The sequence below is a fragment of the Paeniglutamicibacter sp. ORCA_105 genome (assembly GCF_045798545.1).
GTDB lineage: Bacteria > Actinomycetota > Actinomycetes > Actinomycetales > Micrococcaceae > Paeniglutamicibacter > Paeniglutamicibacter sulfureus.
Genome location: NZ_JBIXLM010000005.1, coordinates 11,856 through 32,835, shown reverse-complemented (window position 1 = coordinate 32,835; position 20,980 = coordinate 11,856). Strand labels below are relative to the sequence as shown.

At 67.8% G+C, this 20,980-nt stretch carries 14 protein-coding genes; 9 read left to right on the top strand and 5 right to left on the bottom strand.

Annotated elements, in window-relative coordinates; all coding sequences use genetic code 11:
- The first annotated feature begins 91 nt into the window (after window positions 1-91).
- The 7 genes from ACIPUB_RS03695 to ACIPUB_RS03665 all read left to right on the top strand — a co-directional run bounded on the left by ACIPUB_RS03695 (window position 92) and on the right by ACIPUB_RS03665 (window position 9,327).
- Window positions 92-988, top strand: coding sequence for a universal stress protein (locus tag ACIPUB_RS03695; RefSeq protein WP_407606127.1), 897 nt, complete (start codon window positions 92-94; stop codon window positions 986-988).
- Window positions 975-2,600, top strand: a complete 1,626-nt coding sequence (locus ACIPUB_RS03690; RefSeq protein ID WP_407606126.1) for a PLP-dependent aminotransferase family protein — start codon at window positions 975-977, stop codon at window positions 2,598-2,600. The genes ACIPUB_RS03695 and ACIPUB_RS03690 overlap by 14 nt, the downstream gene beginning before the upstream one ends.
- Window positions 2,601-2,675: 75 nt before the next feature.
- Window positions 2,676-3,857 (top strand): alanine racemase, encoded by a 1,182-nt coding sequence (gene alr, locus ACIPUB_RS03685; RefSeq protein WP_407606125.1) that lies wholly within the window; start codon window positions 2,676-2,678, stop codon window positions 3,855-3,857.
- A gap of 165 nt (window positions 3,858-4,022) precedes the next feature.
- Window positions 4,023-5,417 carry an aspartate aminotransferase family protein gene (locus ACIPUB_RS03680; RefSeq protein ID WP_407606124.1) on the top strand — a complete coding sequence of 465 codons (1,395 nt, stop codon included), beginning with the start codon at window positions 4,023-4,025 and terminating at the stop codon, window positions 5,415-5,417.
- A gap of 24 nt (window positions 5,418-5,441) precedes the next feature.
- Entirely contained in the window at window positions 5,442-6,455 is a 1,014-nt protein-coding gene (locus tag ACIPUB_RS03675) for a phosphotransacetylase (protein ID WP_407606123.1), read from the top strand.
- Window positions 6,456-6,535: 80 nt separating this feature from the next.
- Window positions 6,536-8,092, top strand: coding sequence for an APC family permease (locus ACIPUB_RS03670; RefSeq protein WP_407606122.1), 1,557 nt, complete (start codon window positions 6,536-6,538; stop codon window positions 8,090-8,092).
- A gap of 128 nt (window positions 8,093-8,220) precedes the next feature.
- A complete protein-coding gene (locus ACIPUB_RS03665) occupies window positions 8,221-9,327 on the top strand; it encodes a YeiH family protein (protein WP_407606121.1) in 1,107 nt (368 codons plus the stop codon).
- A 127-nt stretch (window positions 9,328-9,454) separates the two neighbouring features.
- Here the strand turns inward: ACIPUB_RS03665 and ACIPUB_RS03660 are convergent, their stop codons facing one another.
- From ACIPUB_RS03660 to ACIPUB_RS03650, 3 genes are read right to left on the bottom strand one after another with little or no spacing between them, the layout of a single operon-like run.
- The gene (locus ACIPUB_RS03660) at window positions 9,455-11,173 is read right to left on the bottom strand and encodes a cobaltochelatase CobT-related protein (protein WP_407606120.1); all 1,719 of its coding nucleotides are present in this window, start codon (window positions 11,171-11,173) and stop codon (window positions 9,455-9,457) included.
- Between the two features lie 16 nt (window positions 11,174-11,189).
- Entirely contained in the window at window positions 11,190-12,176 is a 987-nt protein-coding gene (locus ACIPUB_RS03655; protein ID WP_407606119.1) for an AAA family ATPase, read from the bottom strand.
- 5 nt (window positions 12,177-12,181) lie between these two features.
- On the bottom strand, window positions 12,182-13,021 hold the full coding sequence (locus ACIPUB_RS03650) for an IclR family transcriptional regulator (protein ID WP_407606118.1): 840 nt from the start codon (window positions 13,019-13,021) through the stop codon (window positions 12,182-12,184).
- Between the two features lie 191 nt (window positions 13,022-13,212).
- Between ACIPUB_RS03650 and xsc the strand changes: the two genes are divergently transcribed.
- Both xsc and ACIPUB_RS03640 read left to right on the top strand, forming a co-directional pair.
- Complete coding sequence (gene xsc / locus ACIPUB_RS03645) at window positions 13,213-15,018, top strand: sulfoacetaldehyde acetyltransferase (RefSeq protein ID WP_407606117.1); 1,806 nt, start codon at window positions 13,213-13,215, stop codon at window positions 15,016-15,018.
- Between the two features lie 181 nt (window positions 15,019-15,199).
- On the top strand, window positions 15,200-16,537 hold the full coding sequence (locus tag ACIPUB_RS03640; protein WP_407606116.1) for an NAD(P)/FAD-dependent oxidoreductase: 1,338 nt from the start codon (window positions 15,200-15,202) through the stop codon (window positions 16,535-16,537).
- Between the two features lie 79 nt (window positions 16,538-16,616).
- On the opposite strand, the gene ACIPUB_RS03635 is transcribed toward ACIPUB_RS03640, so the two are convergent.
- Both ACIPUB_RS03635 and ACIPUB_RS03630 read right to left on the bottom strand, forming a co-directional pair.
- Window positions 16,617-19,085 (bottom strand): TOTE conflict system archaeo-eukaryotic primase domain-containing protein, encoded by a 2,469-nt coding sequence (locus ACIPUB_RS03635; RefSeq protein ID WP_407606115.1) that lies wholly within the window; start codon window positions 19,083-19,085, stop codon window positions 16,617-16,619.
- A 60-nt stretch (window positions 19,086-19,145) separates the two neighbouring features.
- Window positions 19,146-20,936, bottom strand: coding sequence for an NAD(P)-binding domain-containing protein (locus tag ACIPUB_RS03630; RefSeq protein ID WP_407606114.1), 1,791 nt, complete (start codon window positions 20,934-20,936; stop codon window positions 19,146-19,148).
- Window positions 20,937-20,980: the final 44 nt, after the last annotated feature.

The window sequence follows — 20,980 nt, the reverse complement described above, 5'->3', positions numbered from 1 at the left end:
GTGCGTCATTCTTTCCGCCCTGCACCGCGAACTGGTAGGCATAAGGGGGTAAGCCCGAATCGACTCCCAATGAAGGGGGGAAGCCCACGCCATGAGGTATGTCGTTGGATGCACCGAGGACAAGCGCGGCCGCGAGGCAATCTCCCTGGCACTGGCGCTGGCCAGGTCGTTGGCGGCTCCCACTCATGCCGAGATCGAGCTGGTCCACATCCTTCCCGGCGTCCCGCCGGCCGCTGCAGCCACCCGCAGCGAACGCGTCTACCAGGAGTTCCTGGAGCAGGCAGCCCAAAAATGGATGGACCGGGCGCTGGCGCTGGTGCCCTCAAGCATGGTTGCGCGGACCCACATTCGTTTTGCCGCATCGATGGCCGAAGGGCTGCTCGAGGCGGTGTCGGCGTTCAAGGCGGACCTGGTGGTGGTGGGAGCGGCCAGCACCGGGCCGCTGCGCCGGTTCACCGTGGGCTCCGTGGCCAACGCCCTGCTGCATTCCTCGCCGGTCCCGGTGGCGCTGGCACCCTCGGGCTACCTCCCTCCGCGGGAAATCACCCGCATCACCTGTGCGCTGGGCACCCGCACCGGGGCCGATTCGGTCCTGGAGGCCGCGGTGGATTCCGCCGCAGTCCGCCACGTTCCGCTGCGGCTGATCTCGCTGGTGGCCATGGACGGCGAAAAGCACCACGGCGACCGGATCGATGCGGCGCGCGAGCACGCCCGGCAGACCCTCGAGACGGCCATCGCGGGGGTGCGGAACCGGACGATTGTCACCGCCGACGTCGCCCAGGGCCGCTCGACAGAGGCCGCGGTGGACGCCCTTGACTGGGACGAGTCAGAAATCGTCCTGCTCGGCTCCAGCCGCCTGGCCGAACGGAGCCGGATCTTCCTGGGGTCCACCGCGAACAAGATGCTGCGTGCACTGCCGGTGCCCATCGTGGTCATCCCGCGCTTCTACGTCCCGGTCCCTGCGGGCGCCAACCATGGCTACGTCTAGGAACCCGCGCCCCGCCAACCGCGCAGACCTGCCGGAACCCCGCGAAGGGGTCAGGGCTCCGATCGCGGTGTCGGCCCAGTCAGGGGAGCCGCTGTACCGGCAGCTGCGGCAGGCGCTGGAGCACCAGATCCTCGTGGGCACCCTGGTGCCGGAGCAGCCCCTGCCCTCGTCGCGCGAGATGGCCCGGGAGCTCGGTCTTTCGCGCAACACCGTCAACGCTGCCTACCAGGAGCTGCTGGCCTCGGGCATGATCGAGTCCCGGTCGCGCCGCGGCTACTTCATCAACACCCAGATGCTGCGCAACCGCGAGCTCGGCGCCGCCGCCGCCACGGCTGAGGGGTCGGCGGTCGACTGGTCCCGGCACATCCGCCCGCGCGAGGATGCCGGGATGCCGGAGATCACCAAGGTCCGCAACTGGTCGAGCCACCCGTACCCGTTCGTGGCCGGGCAGGTCGACGAGCGCGACTTCCCGCGCCTGGCCTGGTCCCGGGCGCTGCGCGACGCCATGGACGCACCGCACCTCTTCTACTCGCTGCGCGACTCGGTGGACGAGGACGACCCGTTCCTGGTCGAGGTGCTGTGCAAGCGGGTCCTCCCGGCCCGCGGCATCCAGGCCCGGCCGGAAAACATCCTCATCACCGCCGGCTCCCAACAGGGGCTGGACCTTCTGGCGCAGACCATGATGGGCCGCGACACCGTGGTCGGGGTGGAGAACCCCGGGTATGTCGATGCCCGGCACACCTTCGCGCGCACCGGTGCCACGCTGCGTCCGTTGGAAGTCGACGAACACGGCCTGGTGCCGCCCGAGGCCTTCGGGGACCTTGACCTGCTCTATCTCACCCCCAGCCACCACAGCCCCACCAACGTCACGCTCTCGGGCAGCCGCCGCCAGCAAATCCTCGCCGGCACCCGCGACGCCGGGGCACTGATCATCGAGGACGACTATGATTCCGAGTTTCGCTACCGCGGCAAACCCACACCTGCGCTGAAGGCGCTGCCGAATTCCGGGCACGTCATCTACCTCGGATCCTTCACCAAGTTCCTGGCCCCGGGGCTGCGCATGGGCTACCTGGTGGCCGAGGCGGAGCTGATCACCGAATTGCGGAACCAGCGGCGCTACAAGATCCGGCACATCCCCGGCCATCCCCAGCGCGCCATGGCGCTGCTGATCGAATCGGGCCAGTACCACCGCACCATTTCGCGGCGCCGCACCCAATTGCAGCGCAAGTGGCAGGTGCTCACCGAGGCGCTGGAGGAATTCGTGCCCTTCAAGGTCGTTGCGCCCCCGGGCGGGGTCAGCGTCTGGATCACCGGCCCCGCGGACCTGGACTGCGTGGAGTTGGCGGCCGAGGCGCTGAAGGCAGGAATCGTCATCGAGCGCGGGGATGTCTTTTACGATGATCCAGGCGCCAACCGGAACCACTTCCGCCTGGGATTCGCCGCCATCAAGCTCGAGGCCATCCGACCGGGCATCAGGGAACTGGGCCGCGTCATTGCCGGGCTCTCCGGGCTCACCGGGCGGCAGGGCGAGGCTCCTTCACATCCTGTGGACCCATTGAACCCTGCCCGATCTGGATCTGTGCCGAACGGCGCACCTGCAGAACAGTTGTAGGTAGCGCGGGCATTTTGCCGCCCGCCGCCCCCTGCCCGCGCACCGGCGCACCCCACCAACGACAAGGATGTCGCAATGAATCCCTCCAGCACGCGCGAAAACAACCAGGCCCCCGGGCCGCAGACAGCCCTCGGCGCGGTGCCGCAGCGGGCAGCCTTCATCGAAACGGCGGCCATCACCGCCAACGTGCGGGCGCTGCGGAAGGTCGCCGCCGGCGTCCGGCTGCTGGCGGTGCTCAAGGCCGACGGCTACGGACACGGCATCGTGCCCGCCGCCCGCGCAGCCCTCGAAGGCGGAGCCGACTACCTGGGCACCGCCGTGCTCGAGGAGGCCTTCGCGGTGCGGGAAGCCGGGATCACCGCCCCGCTCTTCTCCTGGCTGGCGGCGCCCGGCGCACCCTACGCCCGGGCCATCGCCGAGGACATCGAACTTGCCGCGTATTCGGTGGAGCAATTGCGGGAGATCGCTGACGCCGGAACCGGGGCCGGCGGCGTTCCCCGGATCCACCTGAAGATCGACACCGGGATGTGGCGCGGCGGGGCAACGCCCGCCGACTGGCCGGCATTGTGCGCGGTGGCCCGGGAGCTGGAAGCCGCCGGACGGATCCGGGTGGTGGGAGTCTGGTCCCATTTGGCCTGCGCCGATGAGCCGGGGCACCCCTCGGTGGCGGCACAACTGCAGGTCTTCAGGCACGCCATCGGCACGGCCAGGTCCCTGGGGCTGGACCCGGCGCTGTGCCACATCGCCAACTCCGCGGCGACCCTCGCCACCCCGGAGGCGCACTTCGACATGGTCCGCACCGGGATCGCCGTCTACGGGGTGAACCCGCTCCCCGAATCCGAACGCACCCACTGCCCCCGGCTGCGGCCGGCCATGTCCCTGGGCGCTGCCGTCGTGCAGACCAAGCGCGCCCCGGCCGGCGCGGGAATCTCCTACGGCCACACCGAATCCACGCAAGGGGAGACCACGCTGGCAGTCGTTCCGCTGGGCTACGCCGACGGCGTCTTCCGCAGCGCCAGCTCCGTCGGTCCCGTCCAGGTCGGTGGCGTGCGATACCGCGTCCTGGGCCGGGTCTGCATGGACCAATTCGTCATCGACGTGGGCGACGACGACGTCTCGGCCGGGGACGCGGCGCTGCTCTTTGGCCCCGGGGACGTCGGGGAGCCGCACGTCGAGAAGTGGGCGGAGGCCTCCGGCACCATTCCGTACGAGATCCTGACCCGCGTGGGGACCAGAGTGCCGCGGATCTACGTGTAGCTCCACCCCTGGTACCTAAAAAGGGAAGCCGATTTGGGTCTGGGAAAGGACCCAGCATGGGGGCAGAGTGATACACACCACACGGCAACGTCGGGTGGCGCGGGGATCCCCGGGGCAAGGAAGCGCCCGCGGCCCCGACAGGAAAACCTTGAATGGAGGGGTCTCGTGACCAACTCAGATATCCGCAATCGTGCTCAGCGGCATCTCTACCCGCACTTCACCGCAGGCCAGGTGTGGAACGACCCGAACCTGCCCATCATCACCCGGGGCGAGGGAAGCTACCTTTTTGACGAGGACGGCAACAAGTTCCTCGACGGACTGGCAGGGCTCTTCTGCGCCAACATCGGCCACGGCCGCCAGGACATTCCCAAGGCCGCGTACGAGCAGATGTCGCGCTTGGCCTACTGGACCAACTGGGGCTCGGCCCACCCGGCGGCCGTGGATGCCGCCACGCTCATCGCCGGGCTGGCCCCGGGGGACCTTGACGTCGTCTTCTTCGTGAACTCCGGTTCCGAGGCCGTCGAGTCGGCCATCAAGTTTGCCCGGCAGTACCACCGCGGCCAGGGCGAGCCCGAGCGCACCAAGATCATCGCCCGCAACATGGCCTACCACGGCACCACCCTCGGGGCCCTGGCCGTCACCGGGATCCCCGCCTACAAGGAGGCCTTTGGCACCCTGATGCCCGGCGTCTTCCACGTCCCGAACACCCTGGGAGAGGTCGTCCCGGAGGGCGGCTCCGCCGCGGACCTGCCCTCGATCCAGGCCATCCGCGAGGTCATTGCCCGCGAAGGCGCCCACACCATCGCCGCGCTCTTCGCCGAGCCGGTGCAGAACTCCCGCGGCGCACTGGTCCCGCCGGCCGGCTATTGGCAGGAACTGCGCTCCATCTGCGACGAGCACGGCATCCTGCTGGTCGCCGACGAGGTCATCACCGGCTTCGGCCGCCTCGGCGAATGGTTCGGCAGCATCAAGTACGACGTGGTCCCGGACCTGATCACCTTCGCCAAGGGCTCCACCTCCGGCTACGCGCCGCTGGGCGGGGTCATCATCCGCAAGCCGCTGGCCGACGCCATGCTCTCCTCGCCCTTGGCGGGCATCTTTACCCACGGCGCCACGTGGGGCGGCCACCCGGTCTCCACCGCGGTGGCGGTGGCCAACATGACCGCGCTCAAGGAAGAAGACATCGTGGGCAACGTCCGGAGCCTGGAACCGTACTTCCAGAACGGACTGGACAAGATCGTCTCGGCGCACACCAGCATCAAGGAATACCGCGGGACCGGATTCTTCTACGCCATCGAGCTCACCGGCAACCGGGAAACCGGACGCGAGCTCACGGCCGAGGAATCCAAGGACCTGCTGACCAAGGTGATGCCCAAGGCCATGCGCGAGGTCAACCTGATCACCCGCCCGGACAACCGCGGCGCCACCATGCTGGTGCTCTCCCCGCCGCTGGTCGCCGACCAGGACGTTCTCGATGACCTGCTGGACAAGGTCGACCACGTGATGAGCGCCGCCGACAGCTACCTCAAGTCGCCGGCCGTCACCCTGGCCGCGGTCTAGCGGACAAGGGGAGGAAACCGTCTCATGGCCATCGCAACGGTGAGACCCGCGGGTGTCGATGAAAACATCCTGGCCCGATTCCTGGCAGGCCCGGACCAAGGCTCCCGCGGACCGGTCATCCTTGCCGACGGGCACGATCCGCGGGCCATTGCCGCCGCCGGGGTGCTGGGCGAGATCGGCGTGGAGACCATCCTGGTGGGGGAGCGCGATTGCATCAAAGCGATTGCGCTCGCCGAAGGGGTCACGTTCACCGATGCCACCACCGTCCTGTGCGTGGCCGAGCTGCGCGACAGTGCCGCCGGGACGCTCCTGGCGGGCAAGGTCGCGGACCTCGGCCCAGCCAGGACCGCCGGGTGGATGGATGACCCATTGTTCCTGGCGGTCGCGGCGGTTCCCGCGGGGCTGGCCTCGGCCGCCGTCGCCGGGGCCACCCGGCCCACCGCCGACGTGCTGCGAGCGGCACTGCGCGTGGTGGGCACGGACCCGGGCACCGGAAGCATCTCCTCCTCCTTCCTGATGCGGCTGGCCGACGGGCGCTATGTGGGATACGGCGACTGCGCCGTCATCCCGACGCCCGATGCCACCCAATTGGCGCACATCGCCCGCGCCACGGCACGGACCTTCGCCATCCTCACCGGCGAAGAGCCGGCCGTCGCCATGCTCTCCTTTTCCACCGCCGGATCCGCGGAGCACGAAAGCATTTCCACGGTCCGCGCGGCAACCGCCCTGGCCCGGGCGGCCGAGCCAACACTGAGCATCGACGGGGAACTGCAATTCGACGCCGCATTGCTCGAATCGGTGGCCGTGTCCAAGGCCCCGGGCTCAACGGTGGCCGGACACGCAAATGTCTTCATCTTTCCCAACCTGGCGGCCGGAAACATCGGTTACAAGATCACCCAAAGGCTCGCCGGGGCCCAGGCCTACGGGCCAATCCTGCAGGGGCTGGCCGCGCCGGTCAACGACCTCTCCCGCGGCGCAAGCGTCGCAGACATCGTCAACGTTTCACTCATCAGCATGCTGCAATCCCAGAAATCTTGATCCACCGGTCCCGCCCCTGCCGGGGCGGCCGGTCTTCGCAAGCGGTGGCATCGCCGCCACCACCCGAGAACGAGGTTAAAATGAAAGCCACAACAGACAAGACGGTGGTTACTCCCATGGCATCGGCATCGGCAGGTCCAGACAACGGCCAGCCCGAGCGCATGGAAAAAACACTCAAGGCCCACTGGGTCTGGGCCATTGCCCTGGGCTCCGCCGTGGGTTGGGGTGCGTTCATCCTCCCCACCGACTGGCTGGCCATGGGAGGACCGCTCGGAGCGGTCTCCGGCTTCCTGATCGGTGGCGCACTGATGGTGCTCATTGCCGTCAGCTACGGGTTCCTGATCAAGTCGTTTCCCGTCTCCGGCGGCGAGTTGGCCTTTGCCCTGGTCGGCTTCGGGCGGACCCACGCCTTCTTCTGCGGCTGGTTCCTGACCCTGGGCTACACCTGCATCGTGGCCCTTAACGCTTCGGCGCTGGCCCTGCTCTTCCGCAAGCTCATGCCCGACGTGGTGCAACAGGGATACCTATACACCGTGGCAGGTTTCGACGTGTACATCGTCGAGATCCTGATCTCGATGACCGCCCTGGCGGTTTTCGCCTACCTGAACATCCGCGGTACAGCCCTGTCCGGCCGCATTCAGTTCATCGCCTGCGTCATCATGCTCGTCGCCGTAGCCTGCATCCTGGTGGCGGTCATCGCCAGCCCGCAGGTCCTCTTCTCCAACGCGCTTCCGGCCTTCCCGGAGGGCGTGAACCCGGTCGCCGCGATCGCCGCGATTGTCGCCATCGCACCCTGGGCCTTCATCGGGTTCGACAACGTGCCGCAGGCGGCAGAGGAATTCGATTTCCCGCCGGCCAAGGCCATGAAGCTGATCGTGCTGGCACTTCTGGCCGCAGCCCTGCTCTACGCGGCCATGATCGCCGCCGTCGCCATGGCCGCCCCGTGGGAGGCCCTCGTGGCCGGCGACTCGGCTTGGGGAACCGCGGACGCATTGACCGGCGTGCTGGGCGGATCCGGCCTGCTGCTGCTGACCATCGGCATCACCATGGGCGTGAGCACCGGCTTGAACGGCTTCTACGTCTCGGCCAGCCGCATCCTGCTGGGCATGGGCCGGGCCCAGATGGTCCCGAAGATTTTCGCCCGCCTGCACCCCAAGTACAAGACTCCGTACGTCGGCGTCATCTTCGTCGGGGCCGTCTGCCTAATCAGCCCGTGGTTCGGCCGCGCGGCACTGACCTGGGTTGTGGACATGTCCGCGGTAGGCGTGACGGTGGCCTACCTCTACACCTGCCTGTGCGCGTTCAAGATCTTCCGCCCGACCAACTCCATCGAGTGCCCCGGAGACCTCGAGGGCACCCGCTCCACCTCCAAGAAGGTGCTCAGCGCGCTGGGCGCCGTGACGGCCCTCGTCTTCATGGGGCTGCTGCTGATCCCGGGTTCCCCGGGCGTGCTGGGCAAGGAATCCATGACGGCTCTGGTCGTCTGGACCCTGCTGGGCGTCGTATTCTTCCTGATGCGCCGCAGGCACAACAAAACCCTCACCGACGAACAGGTCGACATCCTGGTGCTGGGTGCCCCGCGCCCGGAAGGCACCAAACTGAAGTCCGGCACCCCGGCCGTGACACCCGGAGCCTGATTAGCGGGCAGAATTGTCCACGTACCCACCACATTGATCGTGGTGCGTCCGCAGCCCCCGACGGGAGAATACCCCCGGGTGCGTGCGGCCGCACCACGGCAATGTCATTCTTCGAAGGAGCCACCTTCATGGTGCACCAAACACATGAGCCGGCAGTGCAGCCTCCGGCCGGGAGCAGCGCGCAGACGCCCGTCGCTCCCGTGACGCCTACCCGGCGGGCCCGCGCGCGCGCCTGGGTCGCCGGGCATTGGGCCGGGCTGGCGGTCTGCGCCGTGGTGGTCCCGCTGTCCTTCCTGGTCCACCTGCTCGTCCCCTCGATCCCGGTCATGACCACGGCCGTGGTGCTGGGCATCCTGTCCGCAAACCTCCCGGGGACGGGCCGGCTGGTGGAAGGGCCCTGGCAGAGGGGGCTGGGCTTCGCGGGGAAGAAACTCATGCGGGCCGGCATTGTGCTGCTGGGCCTGAAACTGAGCATCGTCGATGTGCTTGAGCTGGGTTGGGCGACCTTCGGGGTGGTGGTGCTGGTCGTGCTGCTGGCCTTCGGCGGCACCTACCTGCTGGGCAAGGCGTTCCGCTTGCCGGGAGACCAGCCGCTGTTGATCGCCACCGGCTTCTCCATCTGCGGTGCCTCCGCCATCGGTGCGATGAGCGCGGTGCGCAGGTCAAGGGACGAGGACACCGTGATCCCCGTGGCGCTGGTGACTCTGTGCGGCACCCTGGCCATTGCCGTGCTGCCGCTGCTGATGCGTCCGCTGGGGCTGGGCCCGGAGGCCTTCGGCCAGTGGGTCGGCGCCTCGGTCCACGACGTCGGCCAGGTCGTTGCCACCGCGCAGACCGCCGGGGCCTCCGCGCTGGCCATTGCCATCGTCATCAAGCTCACCCGCGTGCTGACCCTGGCCCCGATGGTAGCCGCAGCCGGCATCATCAGCCGGCGCAACGGCCGGGCTGGTGACGGTGACAAAGGCCTGAAGCTTCCGCCGATTGTTCCGGGATTCATCATTGGATTCGTGGTGCTGGTGGCGGTGCGCTCGATCTTCAACGTTCCCACCGAGGTCCTGGAGGCCGTGACGATCGTGCAGGACGTGGTGTTGGCCGCCGCGCTCTTCGGACTGGGCTCGGCCGTGCGGATCCGCCAGCTTTTTGCCTCGAAGGGGGCCTCGATCCTGATGGCCATGTGTTCCTGGGCATTGATTGCCGGACTTGGCTACGCGGGGGTGCTCCTGCTGCAGATGTAGTACTACGGCGGGAGACAGTGACCGCCACAAGTCGTGAGGGGAACGGAGCGTGGCCGAAAGAATCTTTCGGCCACGCTCCGTTCCCTTTTTCACGCTATCTCTTTGCTCGGAGCGGTACGCCTCCCGTTCAGCGCACTGAACGCAACGAGCGCTCCAACAGGCCCAACAGGTCGCGCACGGTTTCCGAACCGCCCAGCCGGCCCGCGTCCAGGATGGCGTTGCGCCTGAAATACGGACTCATGTCCAGTCCCAGGCCAAGCCCCAGAATCGTGGTGCCGCCGGCCGCCTCGGCCTCCCGCAGCACATTGGCGAGGTCGTGCTGCAGGTAGTTCTCGTCGTTGGCGTTTGCCGTGGCGCCGTCCGCGGGGCTGCCGTCGGAGAGCACCACCAGGATCTTGCGTTCCTCGTCCCGCTGCCCGAGCCGGCCCAATGCCCAGCGCACGGCCTCCCCGTCGATTCCCTCGCGGTAGAGCGTCGACTTGAGCATCGCTGCAAGCCCCAGGCGCCCGGTGCGCCACGAGGTCGCCGCATCCTTGAAAACCACGTGGCTCAGTTCGTTCAGCCGCCCCGGGGCCGGCGGGGTGCCTGCGCGGCGCCAGTCCTTCAGCGCCCGGCCGCCGTTCCAGGCACCGGTGGTGTAGCCCAGCACCTCGCAGGGCACCTGGATGCGTTCCAGTGCCCGAGCCAGCACGTCAAGGAATGCCGCGAGTCCTTCCGCATGCTCCTTCATGGAGCCGGAACAGTCCACCAGGAATGTGAGGGTCGCGGCCGCGGAAGGTTCGAAGCGCTCGGTCTTGAACAGCCGGCGCTCGGTGGGCGAGGCCACCAATTGGCCCAGCCGGGTTCCGTCGAGCAGGCCCTCCTCCATGCCCGAATCGTAGTCAGAGCGCTCGGGAACGCAGAGCAGCGACTGCAGGGACTTGGCCAGCAGCTGCACGTTCACCGCCTCGGTGTGCACCCGGGCGGCGATGCGCTCGCGGTAGCTGCGAAGCAGGTCCTCGCGCACCAGTGTGGTGGCCGGGGAGATCGTGTCGTAGGCGCGGGTAAACACGGTGTATCCCTCGGGCGAGGAATCAAGGGCGCCGCTGGTTGCGCTGCCGGATGTCCCGATGGCGGCTGCATCGTGTTCGACATCCACCAGCAGGGAAAACTCCGGTGCCTTGGCTTGCTTGTCCTTGGCACCCTTGCGGGCGGGTGCCCGGGATTCCAGGGCGCTGACGGCCTCCGCGACGAGTTCGGCGACCAACAGCGCATGCTGGGCGAAGTCGGTCTGGTTGTGCTTGTGCCGGCGTAGGCCCGGGAGCAACGGGCCGAGCGTCGCGGACAGGTTCGCTCGGGTCGCCTCGATCATGTCCTCGGATTCATGGACCACCGGCTCCGAGCTGATCCGCGAGCGGGTCACCTGGAAGATCGTGTAGAGCAGCATGCCCAGGGACGTTTCGGTCAGCCCCGAGGCGATGTATTCCTTGGACCAGGCAACATGTCGAGCCCGGAGATTCTCGATGACCCCGGGCAGGGTCGCCAGGGATTCGCAGCGGAATTGCTCAAGCACCTCAAAGACCAGCCTGGCGCTGGGGGAATGCGGGAGCAGCGCCAGATGCGCGGCGGTGTCCGAATGCCGCACGCGCAGGGCCATCCCATCGGCGGCACCGCGAAACGACTCGAAGCCGGCCCCTGCCTCCGGCGGATAGAGGTGCGGGGCATTGAACGGGAGCACGTCGGTGCCGCGGTAGGGGCGGGTACCGAGCAGTTCGAGCCGCGGATCGGCGCCGAGGGCGCGTAGGGACGCGGCGCACAGTTCCCTGATTTCCTGGGCGCGACGCTCGGGGGCCTGGGCTGCACTCATGGCGCGCCGGGCTGCCCTAGGCCCCGACGGGAACGAGTGCGTAGGACTCGTCGAGTTCGGTGGCCATGGCGCGCTGGTAGTACTCGGACACGATGAAGCGCTCGGCCTCGTCGCACTTGTTGACGAAGGAGAGCCTGAAGGCCAGTGCCGGATCGCGGAAGATGGAAACGTTCTGGGCCCAGGTGATCACCGTGCGTGGTGACATCAGGGTGGAGATGTCCCCGGCGGCGAAGCCGTCGCGGGTGAGGTTCGCAACGTCCACCATGGACCGAACCAGCTTCAGTCCGGCAGGGGTTCGGGCCAGCTCGGGAACACGGGAGGCAACGATCCGGACCTCTTCGTCCACCGGAAGGTAGTCGAGGGCGGCAACGATGTTCCACCGGTCCAGCTGGGCGTGGTTCAGCCGCTGCACCCCGTGGTAGAGGCCGTTGAGGTTTCCGAGTCCAACGGTGTTCGCCGTGGCAAAGAGCCGAAAATATGGATGCGGGCGGATCACGCGGTTCTGGTCGGGTAGCGTGAATCCGCCGTCGCGTTCCAGCAGCCGCTGGATCACGAACATGACGTCGGGTCGTCCCGCATCGTATTCGTCAAAGACCAGGGCCATGGGCTGGACCATGGCCCAGGGAACCACGCCTTCCTGGAACTTGGTGGCCGGCTGGCCGTCCTGGATCACCACGGTGTCCTTGCCGACCAGGTCGAGCCGGCTGATGTGCCCATCGAGGTTCACCCTCATGAGGGGCCAATTCAGCCGCGCCGCAACCTGCTCGATGTGCGTGGATTTTCCCGTGCCGTGCAAACCCTGGATCATGACCCGGCTGTTGTGGGTGAATCCGGCGAGGATGGCCAAGGTGACATCCGGGTTGAACCTGTAGGCGGGGTCGAGGGCCGGGACGTGGTCCGAGGTTTCGGTGAACTTGGGGACCCGCAGGTCGCTGTCGATGCCGAAGGTCTCGCGGACCGGGACCAATTCCTGCTGCGCGAGGGGGGTGGCTTCCGGGTTCATTTCCCTCACCATCCCGCCGCGAGGGGTTCGGACTCCGGGGAACCCAGGTCCGCGTGGTCTTCGATGCGCGAGATGCTCTCGGCCGCTCGGCGAAGTGCGGGCAGCAACTTGAGCAGGTCCTCCGAGCTCTTGCGCATCATGGGGGCCTGCACCGCGATGCAGAGGTTCGAGCGCCCGGCCGGGTTGGGAACCAGCACCGCCAGGCAAACCAGCCCGTCCAGGTATTCCTGGCGGTCCTCGGCGTATCCGTCGATCCGTATCCGGGCCAGCTCGGCCTCGATTTCCGCCTTGTCGGTGAGCGTGTGGACCGTGAATCGCTGCAGCGGCCCGGTGGCCAACACGCGTTCGCGCTGCGTCGGCCCGAACTGGGCAAGGATCAGCTTTCCGCTGGCGGAGCAATGCACCGGCACCCGGGATCCGGGGCCCAAGTGCACGCGCAAGGGCTCGTTGGTTTCGACGCGGTCGAGGTAGATGACCTCGTTTCCGGACAGGGCGGTGATGTTGCAGCTCTCGCCGATTTCATCGACCAGGCCCCGCAGGATGGCGTGCCGCGTGCCGTGCCGGGTGTCATTGAGCAACACGTCCTCGGCCATGCGGCGCATGCGCGAGCCGGTGCCGTAATGCCTGCCGTCGGACTGCCGGGTCAGCAGGTTGGCGCCTTCGAGTTGTTGCAGCATGCGGTGCAGCGTGGGCTTCGGAAGTCCCGTTTGGTCTACCAGCGACTGCAAGGTGAAGAGCTGGTCGCGTGTGGTGATCAACTCCAGCAGCGCGAACAGGCGCAGCGCCGGTGTTTCTCCCTGGACAGCGCCCGCGGGCCCGAGCTCCGGTTCCGTGAGATTTTCCATGATCGATCCAATCTGCCGATGAACGAAGTTTCAATAAATCGTATCAGGACGAAGAATAAATGGAACAGGGGCTTGACCGATGTGACGTGAGTCGCATAGCTTTGTCATCAATCCCGTTTTTGGGAGCAGTTCGAACCATTTTTTGAGACTTTGCGAGATTGCGAGGTCTTGATCCCCGAAGGAGACTTGTAATGACTGAAAAGGCCACATCCCGCGAGGTCGTCCAGGGCGCGCAGAAGATGACGTCGTCGGAAGCCTTCGTTGAGACGCTGGTGTCCAACGATGTCACCGACATCTTCGGCATCATGGGCTCCGCCTTCATGGACGCCATGGATATCTTCGCCCCGGCCGGCATCCGCCTGGTACCCGTCGTGCACGAACAGGGCGCCGCCCACATGGCCGACGGCTATGCGCGTGCTTCCGGCCGCCACGGCGTGGTCATCGGGCAGAACGGCCCGGGCATCTCCAACTGCGTCACCGGCATCGCCGCCGCCTACTGGGCACACAGCCCGGTCGTCATCATCACCCCGGAGGCCGGAACCAACACCATCGGCCTGGGCGGCTTCCAGGAAGCCAACCAGCTCCCGATGTTCCAGGAGTTCACCAAGTACCAGGGCCACGTGACCCACCCGAACCGCATGGCCGAATTCACCGCCCGCTGCTTCGACCGCGCCATGAGCGAAAACGGCCCGACCCAGCTGAACATCCCGCGCGACTACTTCTACGGCGAATCCATCACCGAGATCCCCGCCCCGCGCCGCGTTGACCGCGGTGCAGGTGGCACCAAGTCCCTGGACGAGGCCATTGAGTTGCTCAAGACCGCCAAGAACCCGGTCATCGTCTCCGGCGGCGGCGTGGTCATGGCAGACGGTGTCGAGGAAGCCAAGGCCCTGGCCGAGCGCCTCGGCGCACCGGTGGTCAACAGCTACCAGCACAACGACTCCTTCCCCGCCAGCCACCCGCTTTGGGCCGGCCCGCTGGGTTACCAGGGATCCAAGGCCGGCATGAAGCTGATTTCCCAGGCGGACGTCGTGATCGCGCTGGGCACCCGGCTCGGCCCGTTCGGCACCCTGCCGCAGTACGGCCAGGCCTACTGGCCCACCGAGGCCAAGATCATCCAGATCGATGCGGACCACACCAAGCTCGGTCTGGTGAAGAAGATCGCAGTGGGAATCACCGGAGATGCCAAGGCGGTTGCCATTGAGCTCTCCAAGCGCCTCGAGGGCATCGAACTGGCATCGGATGCGACCAAGGCCGAACGCGCAGCGAACATCAAGGCCGAAAAGGAAGCCTGGGAGCAGGAGCTCTCCGAGTGGACCCACGAGCAGGATGAGTACTCGCTCGACGTGATCGAGGAGGCCAAGGGCGAGGAGGGTAACTGGCTGCACCCGCGCCAGGTGCTGCGCGAACTGGAAAAGGCCATGCCGGAAGACGTCATGATCTCCACCGACATCGGCAACATCAACTCCGTGGCGCACAGCTACCTGCGCTTCGAGAAGCCACGCAGCTTCTTCGCACCCATGTCCTTCGGCAACTGCGGCTACGCACTGCCGACCATGATCGGTGCCAAGGCCGCGGCCCCGCACCGCCCGGCCATCGCCTACGCGGGTGACGGCGCCTGGGCCATGAGCATGGGCGAGGTCCTCACCGCGGTCCGCCATGACCTCCCGGTCACCGCGATCGTCTTCCGCAACCGCCAGTGGGGCGCCGAGAAGAAGAACCAGGTCGAGTTCTACAACCGCCGCTTCATCGCCGGCGAGCTGGACAACGGCGAATCCTTCGCCGAGATGGCCCGCAGCATGGGCGCCGAGGGCATCGTCGTGGACAAGCTGGAAAACGTCGGGTCGGCACTCAAGGAAGCCCTGAACAACCAGATGGTCGACGGCAAGACCACCGTCATCGAGATCATGTGCACCCGCGAACTGGGCGACCCGTTCCGCCGCGACGCGCTCTCCACCCCGGTCCGCCACCTGGAGAAGTACAAGGACTACGTCTAAACCGCAGTCCTTTCCGCACGACCCCGTGGCGGGGGAGCACGGCCGGAGGGTGCACGCACCCTCCGGCGATCTTCCCCGCACCACCCCCCCAAACATTGAACATCGGCAATTCGGCCGGGCACCGCCCGCGGACAGCGACGTCCGCCGACGGTGAGCGGCAAGCAAGAGAGTGGAGCGTGAAATGAGCACAACGAGTCCGGAACACGTGGTCGTCATCGGTGCGGGCATGGTGGGCCTGTCCACGGCCTGGTACCTGCAGGAGCGCGGCGTCAAGGTCACCATCCTGGACCGGGACGGCGTGGCCGCGGGTTCCTCCTGGGGCAACGCAGGGTGGCTCACCCCGGCACTGACCCTGCCGCTGAGCGAGCCCTCGGTGCTCACCTACGGGCTGAAGACCATGTTCGACCCGGCCTCCCCGCTCTACATCCCCCTCTCCGCCAAGCCCTCGCTGATCCGCTTCCTGCTGGGCTTCGCCCGGCACTGCACCCCGGGCAAGTGGCGCGAGGCCATGGCGGTCTTCAGCGAGATCGGCGCCACCGGGCTGGACGCCTTCGACGAGATCTCAGAGGGCAGCACCATCAGCAGGATCGGGCAGGCGGGCTCCGTCAACGGGTCCGGCACCCGCGGCAACGACGGGGGCACCGCGACGCTGGGGACCGGCGTCGTGGAACCCACCCGCTCGGCCGAACCCTTCCTGACCGGTTTCAAGAACCTCAAGGACCGTGACGGGCTGCTCCACGAATTCGAGGGCATCCGCGCCGCCGGCGGTGAGGTCGAATTCGACCTGATGAGCGCGGCGGAAATCCGTGACATCGAACCCACCCTGGGGGACGGTGTCCAGGCGGGTGTCGCGATCCACCACCAGCGCTTCATCAACCCGCCCAAGTTCATGGACTCGCTGGCCGATTCGGTGATTGCCCGCGGCGGGGAGATCGTCACCGACTTCGAGGTCGCCGACGTGATTGAACACGCCCATGGCGTCGAGATCATCGACGGGCACGGGCGCACCCAGGGCGCAGACACGGTGGTCATCGCCACCGGGGCCTGGCTGGGCAAGCTGGCGCGGAAGTTCGGCGTCAAGCGCGTGGTCCAGGCAGGGCGCGGCTACTCCTTCACCGTGGTCCCCGAGGTCATGCCGACGCACCCGATCTACTTCCCCGCCCAGCGTGTGGCCTGCACCCCGCTGGGGGACAGGTTCCGGGTGGCCGGGACCATGGAGTTCCGCGACGCCGACCACCCGCTGGAGCCCAAGCGCATCGAGGCCATCGTCGCCGCGGCCTCCCCGCTGTTCACCGGCATCAACTGGGAGGACCGCCAGGAGGAATGGGTCGGATCTCGTCCCTGCACCACCGACGGGCTGCCGCTGATCGGGGCCACCCGATCCTCGCGCGTGCATGTCGCCGGCGGCCACGGCATGTGGGGAGTGGCCCTGGGGCCGCTGACCGGCAAGATGCTTGCCGCCTCCATCACCGGGGAATCGACCCCGGCGGTCATGCGGCACTTCAACCCGTTGCGCTAGATCGCCGCCCGGCGCAACGACGGCGGCGCCCGTGGCCTCCCAACCCTTGGTGACGGGGACGGGCGGCCACGCCGCCCACCTATTGAACACCGGTGTCGGAGCCGGGCGCGGGGGAGAACCCCAGGTCCCGGTACCCGCCGGCGCGCTTGTCGTAGGCGCGGGCGATCACCGGGGTGAGCACATCGACGTAGTCATGCACCACGGCGGTGGCCTTGCCCGGGTGCGGCCGGGTGACCCGGCCGGCGTATTGGACGAGCCGTCCCTTGAAGGAAACGGGTGCGGCCAGGAAGAGCGTGTCCAGGCGCGGGCAGTCGAAGCCCTCGCCGATCAGCGACCCGGTGCCCAAGACCAGCAGCGCTTCGTCCTCGGGGGTGGAGTTGATCCGCTCCATCGCGGCCCGCCGCTCGGAGGTCTTCAGCGATCCCGTGAGCTCGATCGGGTCGAGCCCGGCGCCGCGCAACTCCTCGGCGATCAGCTGCAGGTGCCGCTTCCAGGTCGAGAGCACCAGGATTTGCCGGCCCTGTCCGTGCGCTTCGATGACGTCGCCGGCGACCTGGGCCAGGCGGTTCCGGTCCTCGATGAGGATCTTGTAGATCCGGGTGATCCCGCCCGGCTCGCTCGGGTCGATGTCCCCGTCGTAGTCGAACGCCGTGTCGTGGAGGCGCAGCTGCAGGGCAGGAGCGGGGAACTCGGCGGCGCTTTGCGGCAGTTCTCCGTGGCGGGCCGTGGCGAACTCGTGGGTGAAGGTGCCCAGCTGATGGAAGATCAGCTCCTCCAGCCCGTCGCGCCGGTACGGGGTGGCGGTGAGCCCGAGCCAGGAACGGGCAGGGACCTGGTTCATGACCTGGCTGAAGGCGGCAGCCGGCACATGGTGGCATTCATCGACCACCACGAACCCGTATCCGGCGGTCAGCTCCGCGACGTTCTTGCGCCGGGCGAGCGTGGGCAGCAACGCCACGTCGATGCGGCCGGTGGTCTTGGATTTCCCGCCGCCGATCTGCCCGGATTTCTCGCCCAGGAAGGTGAGGATCTCGCCGCGCCATTGGTCCGCCAGTGCCTTGCGGTCCACCAGCACCAGCGTGGAGACGGACTTGGCCGCGATCAGTGCACAGGCCATGACGGTCTTGCCGCTGCCCGGCGCGGCGACCAGCACCGCGTGGGTGCGGGCCGCCAGCGCATTGAACGCCCGCTGCTGTTCGGGATGCAGGGTCGCGGTGAAGGCAAAGTCGGCCGCTTCCCCTACGACCCGGTTGTCGGTGAGCCTGAGCTTGCTGCCGGCGGTTTGAACGAGTTCCTCCAGCCGGGGCAGCAGCCCGCGGGGCAGGATGAGGTCGCCGGTCAGGGTTTCGTCGTAGCTGGTGAGGAAGCGCGGGATGCCCCAGGTGGAGCGCCGCTGGCGCTGCCGCTCGTAGAAGTCGGGGTTGGGCAGGGCCGCTGCGTGCTTCAGCGCGGTGACCATGGCCGGGCCCAGGTCCGTGGCGCGCAGGGTGATGCGTGCGGCGATGGAGGCGTTGACGATCGGGGCGGGTCGCGGGGAGATCTTGGAGGAGGCGGGGACCTCCAGGCGGGTCTTGCGCCCGGTGACCGGCGCCGGCAGCAACCGCAGCAGCGATTTCAGTTCCCCGGGGCTCACCCGCCCGAGGCCCGAGAGGTACGCCCATTGGTCCTCGTAGGGTTCCAGGGTCGAGGTGTCCAGGAAGAGCGTGGTGCCGTGCTTGCGGCGCCTGCCCGAGAGCGGGGCGGCGATCAGGTTGCCCATGCCCTTGCCGGTGTGCCGGTCCTGGGAGGGGAAGAGCCGGTCGTAGCTGCGCAACGACATCGAGCCCCTGATGCCCATGGCCTCGTGCAGCAGCGAGCTGGCCAGGGAGCGCGCGGACTCGGCGGGAACCTCCTGCGCGAAGAAGATCCACACGTGCGCCCCGCGCCCGGACTGGGAGACCTCCAGCGCGGCGGGGATGCCGCGGTAGCGCGCGGCCTTGAGATAGGCCAGGGCATCGAGCATCGCGGCGTCCCCGTCGAAGTCCGCGGCCACAAAGCAGCAGGTGTCCCGCGCCGTCAACGGGTAGAGCCCGATGTGCTGCGTGCCCCGCAGGTGGCCCTCGACCTCGGCCGGGGTGAGCCTGGTGTAGTTCGTGTTCTCCCGGTCCATCCATTTGCGCCAGCCCCCGGGAACCGCCGGCACCCAGCCGGCCTTTCCCTCCGCCGCGTTTTCCCAGCGCAGCGCAAAGACATCGGTGCGGGCGCGGAACAGCTCCATGTAGAGCCGGATCTTCTCGGCCTCCGGGGAGCTGGCGGTCACCGGGCCCGAGGGGCGCAGCGCGAGCTCGGCCTGGGAGGGTGCCGCGGCCCGGGCCTCGGCAGTGCCCAGGGACAAGAGCCTGCGCAGCCGCGCGTTGTCGATGCGCAGCGCCTCGAGCTCGCGTTGGACCGCGCCGGCGTTGGCAGGGGCATGGGCGGGGGCACGGGTGTCTGCCGGTGCCGGAAGCTGGACCGATGCCTCGTCCAGCGGCAGCTGGGGTTGGTCCGGATCGTGGCGGGTGGGACTCACCACACCATTGTGCCCCGCGGCCCCGACAATCCGGGGTCGGCGGGGCACCATGGCGCCGGATCAGGAGCTGTGGTGAGTCTCGGCCAGCGCGTAGATGGGGGTGTCGATGCCCTCGAAGCGTGCCTTGAGCTGCAGCGCCAGGTACTTGGAGTAGTGCCTCGACTGGTGCAGGTTCCCGCCGTGGAACCACAGGTTTTCCTGCCGGGTCGGCTTCCACATGTTGCGCAGCTCGCCCTGCCACGGACCCGGGTCCTTGGTGGTGTCCGAGCCCAGGCCCCAGCACTTGCCCACCACATCGGCCACGTCCTGAGAGATGAGCTTGGCCGCCCAGCCGTTCATGGATCCGTAGCCGGTGGCATAGACCACCGCGTCGGCTGGCAGCACCGTGCCGTCGTCGAGCACCACCGAATCCTCGGTCAGCCGCGCGACATCCCCGTGGGCCAGGGCGATCGACCCGTCGGCCACCAGTTCGGAGGCGCCGATGTTGATGTAGTAGCCCGAGCCGCGGCGCAGGTACTTCAGGAACAACCCGGAATCGTCGTCGCCGAAGTCCAGGTCGAAGCCGGCATCCGCGAGCCCCTGGTAGAAGTCCGCATCGTCGGCGCGGATCTTCTCGAACGCCGGGCGGTGGAATTCGGGCAGGACCTTGTAGGGGATGGAGGCGAAGATCAGGTCCGCGGTCTCGTGGTCGATGCCGTTGGCCAGCGCCTCCTCGGAGTACAGCGGTCCCAGCACGGTGTTCATCAGCGACTCCGAGCGCACGATGTGGGTGCTGGAGCGTTGCACCATGACGGGCTTGGCGCCGTTTTGGTGGAGGTCCGCGCAGATGTCGTGGGCGGAATTGTTGGCGCCGACGACCACCACGTTCTTGCCCCGGTATGCTTCGCCGCCAGGGTGGGTCGAGGAATGGTTCTGTTCCCCGCCGAAGACGTCCTGGCCTTCGAAAGAGGGGATGTTCGGGATCCCGGACATTCCGGTGGCGATCACCACGTGTGCGGGGGTCAGGGTGTGCTTCCGGCCCTCGCGGATCACCTGGACGGTCCATGCCCCGGTGTCCGGGTCGTGGACGGCGGAGGTGGCCTCGGTGCTGGACCAGTAGTCCAGCTCCATGAGCCGGGTGTAGTTTTCCAGCCAGTCGCCCATCTTGTCCTTGGGGGTGAACACCGGCCAGTGGTCGGGGAAAGGGATGTAGGGCATGTGGTCGTACCAGACGGGGTCGTGCAGGCACAGCGAGTGGTAGCGCGAGCGCCACTGGTCGCCCGGGCGCGGGTGCTTGTCGATGACCAAGGCAGGGACGCCCAGGCGCTTGAGCCGGGCACCGAGCCCGATGCCGCCCTGTCCGCCGCCGATGACCAGCACGTAGGGCTGTTCGGTGATGCCGAATTCCGCCGCGCGCCGGTTGCGCCGGTCCAGCCAGTTCTCCGATGACATCTCGGACCCGTGGTCGGCCCCGCGTTCGCGCAGCGACCCTGCCGGTTCCGGGAACTCGCGCAGGCCCTGGGCGGTGGACAGCAGCGTCCAGCACTTGCCGTCGCGCAGCCGCAGCAGCCCCTTGCCGTCGATGGATTTGTTGGTGAAGGTGTACCAGGCTTCGATCACGCCGTCGCCCTCGGTGGCCGAGACCAGGGAGAGGTCCCGCGGCCAGGCGTCGGGCCCGACCCCGTCCAGCATGTCCTTGATTTCCCCGCGGCCCTCGGATGTGTGCAGGTTCCAGGTCAGCGCGGACAAGTCCCGCCAGTAGGATTCCTCGCCGAAGAGGGCCGCCGCCGCCTCGGTGTTTCCCGCTTCCAGTGCGCGTTCCAGCTCGCCGAGCCATTGCCCTGCCGCGGTGCTGGCATTCTCTTCGGTCATGTCCGTCTCCTTCGAAAGCATGTTGCGATGGAGACGATGCTATG

Bases quoted from the DNA above. Each gene is read 5' to 3' on its own strand.
- ACIPUB_RS03640 (WP_407606116.1), top strand. From the start codon at position 15,200: ATGAGCACAACGAGTCCGGAACACGTGGTCGTCATCGGTGCGGGCATG.
- ACIPUB_RS03660 (WP_407606120.1), bottom strand. From the start codon at position 11,173: ATGAGTGCAGCCCAGGCCCCCGAGCGTCGCGCCCAGGAAATCAGGGAA.
- ACIPUB_RS03695 (WP_407606127.1), top strand. From the start codon at position 92: ATGAGGTATGTCGTTGGATGCACCGAGGACAAGCGCGGCCGCGAGGCA.
- alr (WP_407606125.1), top strand. From the start codon at position 2,676: ATGAATCCCTCCAGCACGCGCGAAAACAACCAGGCCCCCGGGCCGCAG.
- ACIPUB_RS03670 (WP_407606122.1), top strand. From the start codon at position 6,536: ATGAAAGCCACAACAGACAAGACGGTGGTTACTCCCATGGCATCGGCA.
- ACIPUB_RS03650 (WP_407606118.1), bottom strand. From the start codon at position 13,021: ATGGAAAATCTCACGGAACCGGAGCTCGGGCCCGCGGGCGCTGTCCAG.
- ACIPUB_RS03665 (WP_407606121.1), top strand. From the start codon at position 8,221: ATGGTGCACCAAACACATGAGCCGGCAGTGCAGCCTCCGGCCGGGAGC.
- ACIPUB_RS03630 (WP_407606114.1), bottom strand. From the start codon at position 20,936: ATGACCGAAGAGAATGCCAGCACCGCGGCAGGGCAATGGCTCGGCGAG.
- ACIPUB_RS03655 (WP_407606119.1), bottom strand. From the start codon at position 12,176: ATGAACCCGGAAGCCACCCCCCTCGCGCAGCAGGAATTGGTCCCGGTC.
- xsc (WP_407606117.1), top strand. From the start codon at position 13,213: ATGACTGAAAAGGCCACATCCCGCGAGGTCGTCCAGGGCGCGCAGAAG.
- ACIPUB_RS03675 (WP_407606123.1), top strand. From the start codon at position 5,442: ATGGCCATCGCAACGGTGAGACCCGCGGGTGTCGATGAAAACATCCTG.
- ACIPUB_RS03690 (WP_407606126.1), top strand. From the start codon at position 975: ATGGCTACGTCTAGGAACCCGCGCCCCGCCAACCGCGCAGACCTGCCG.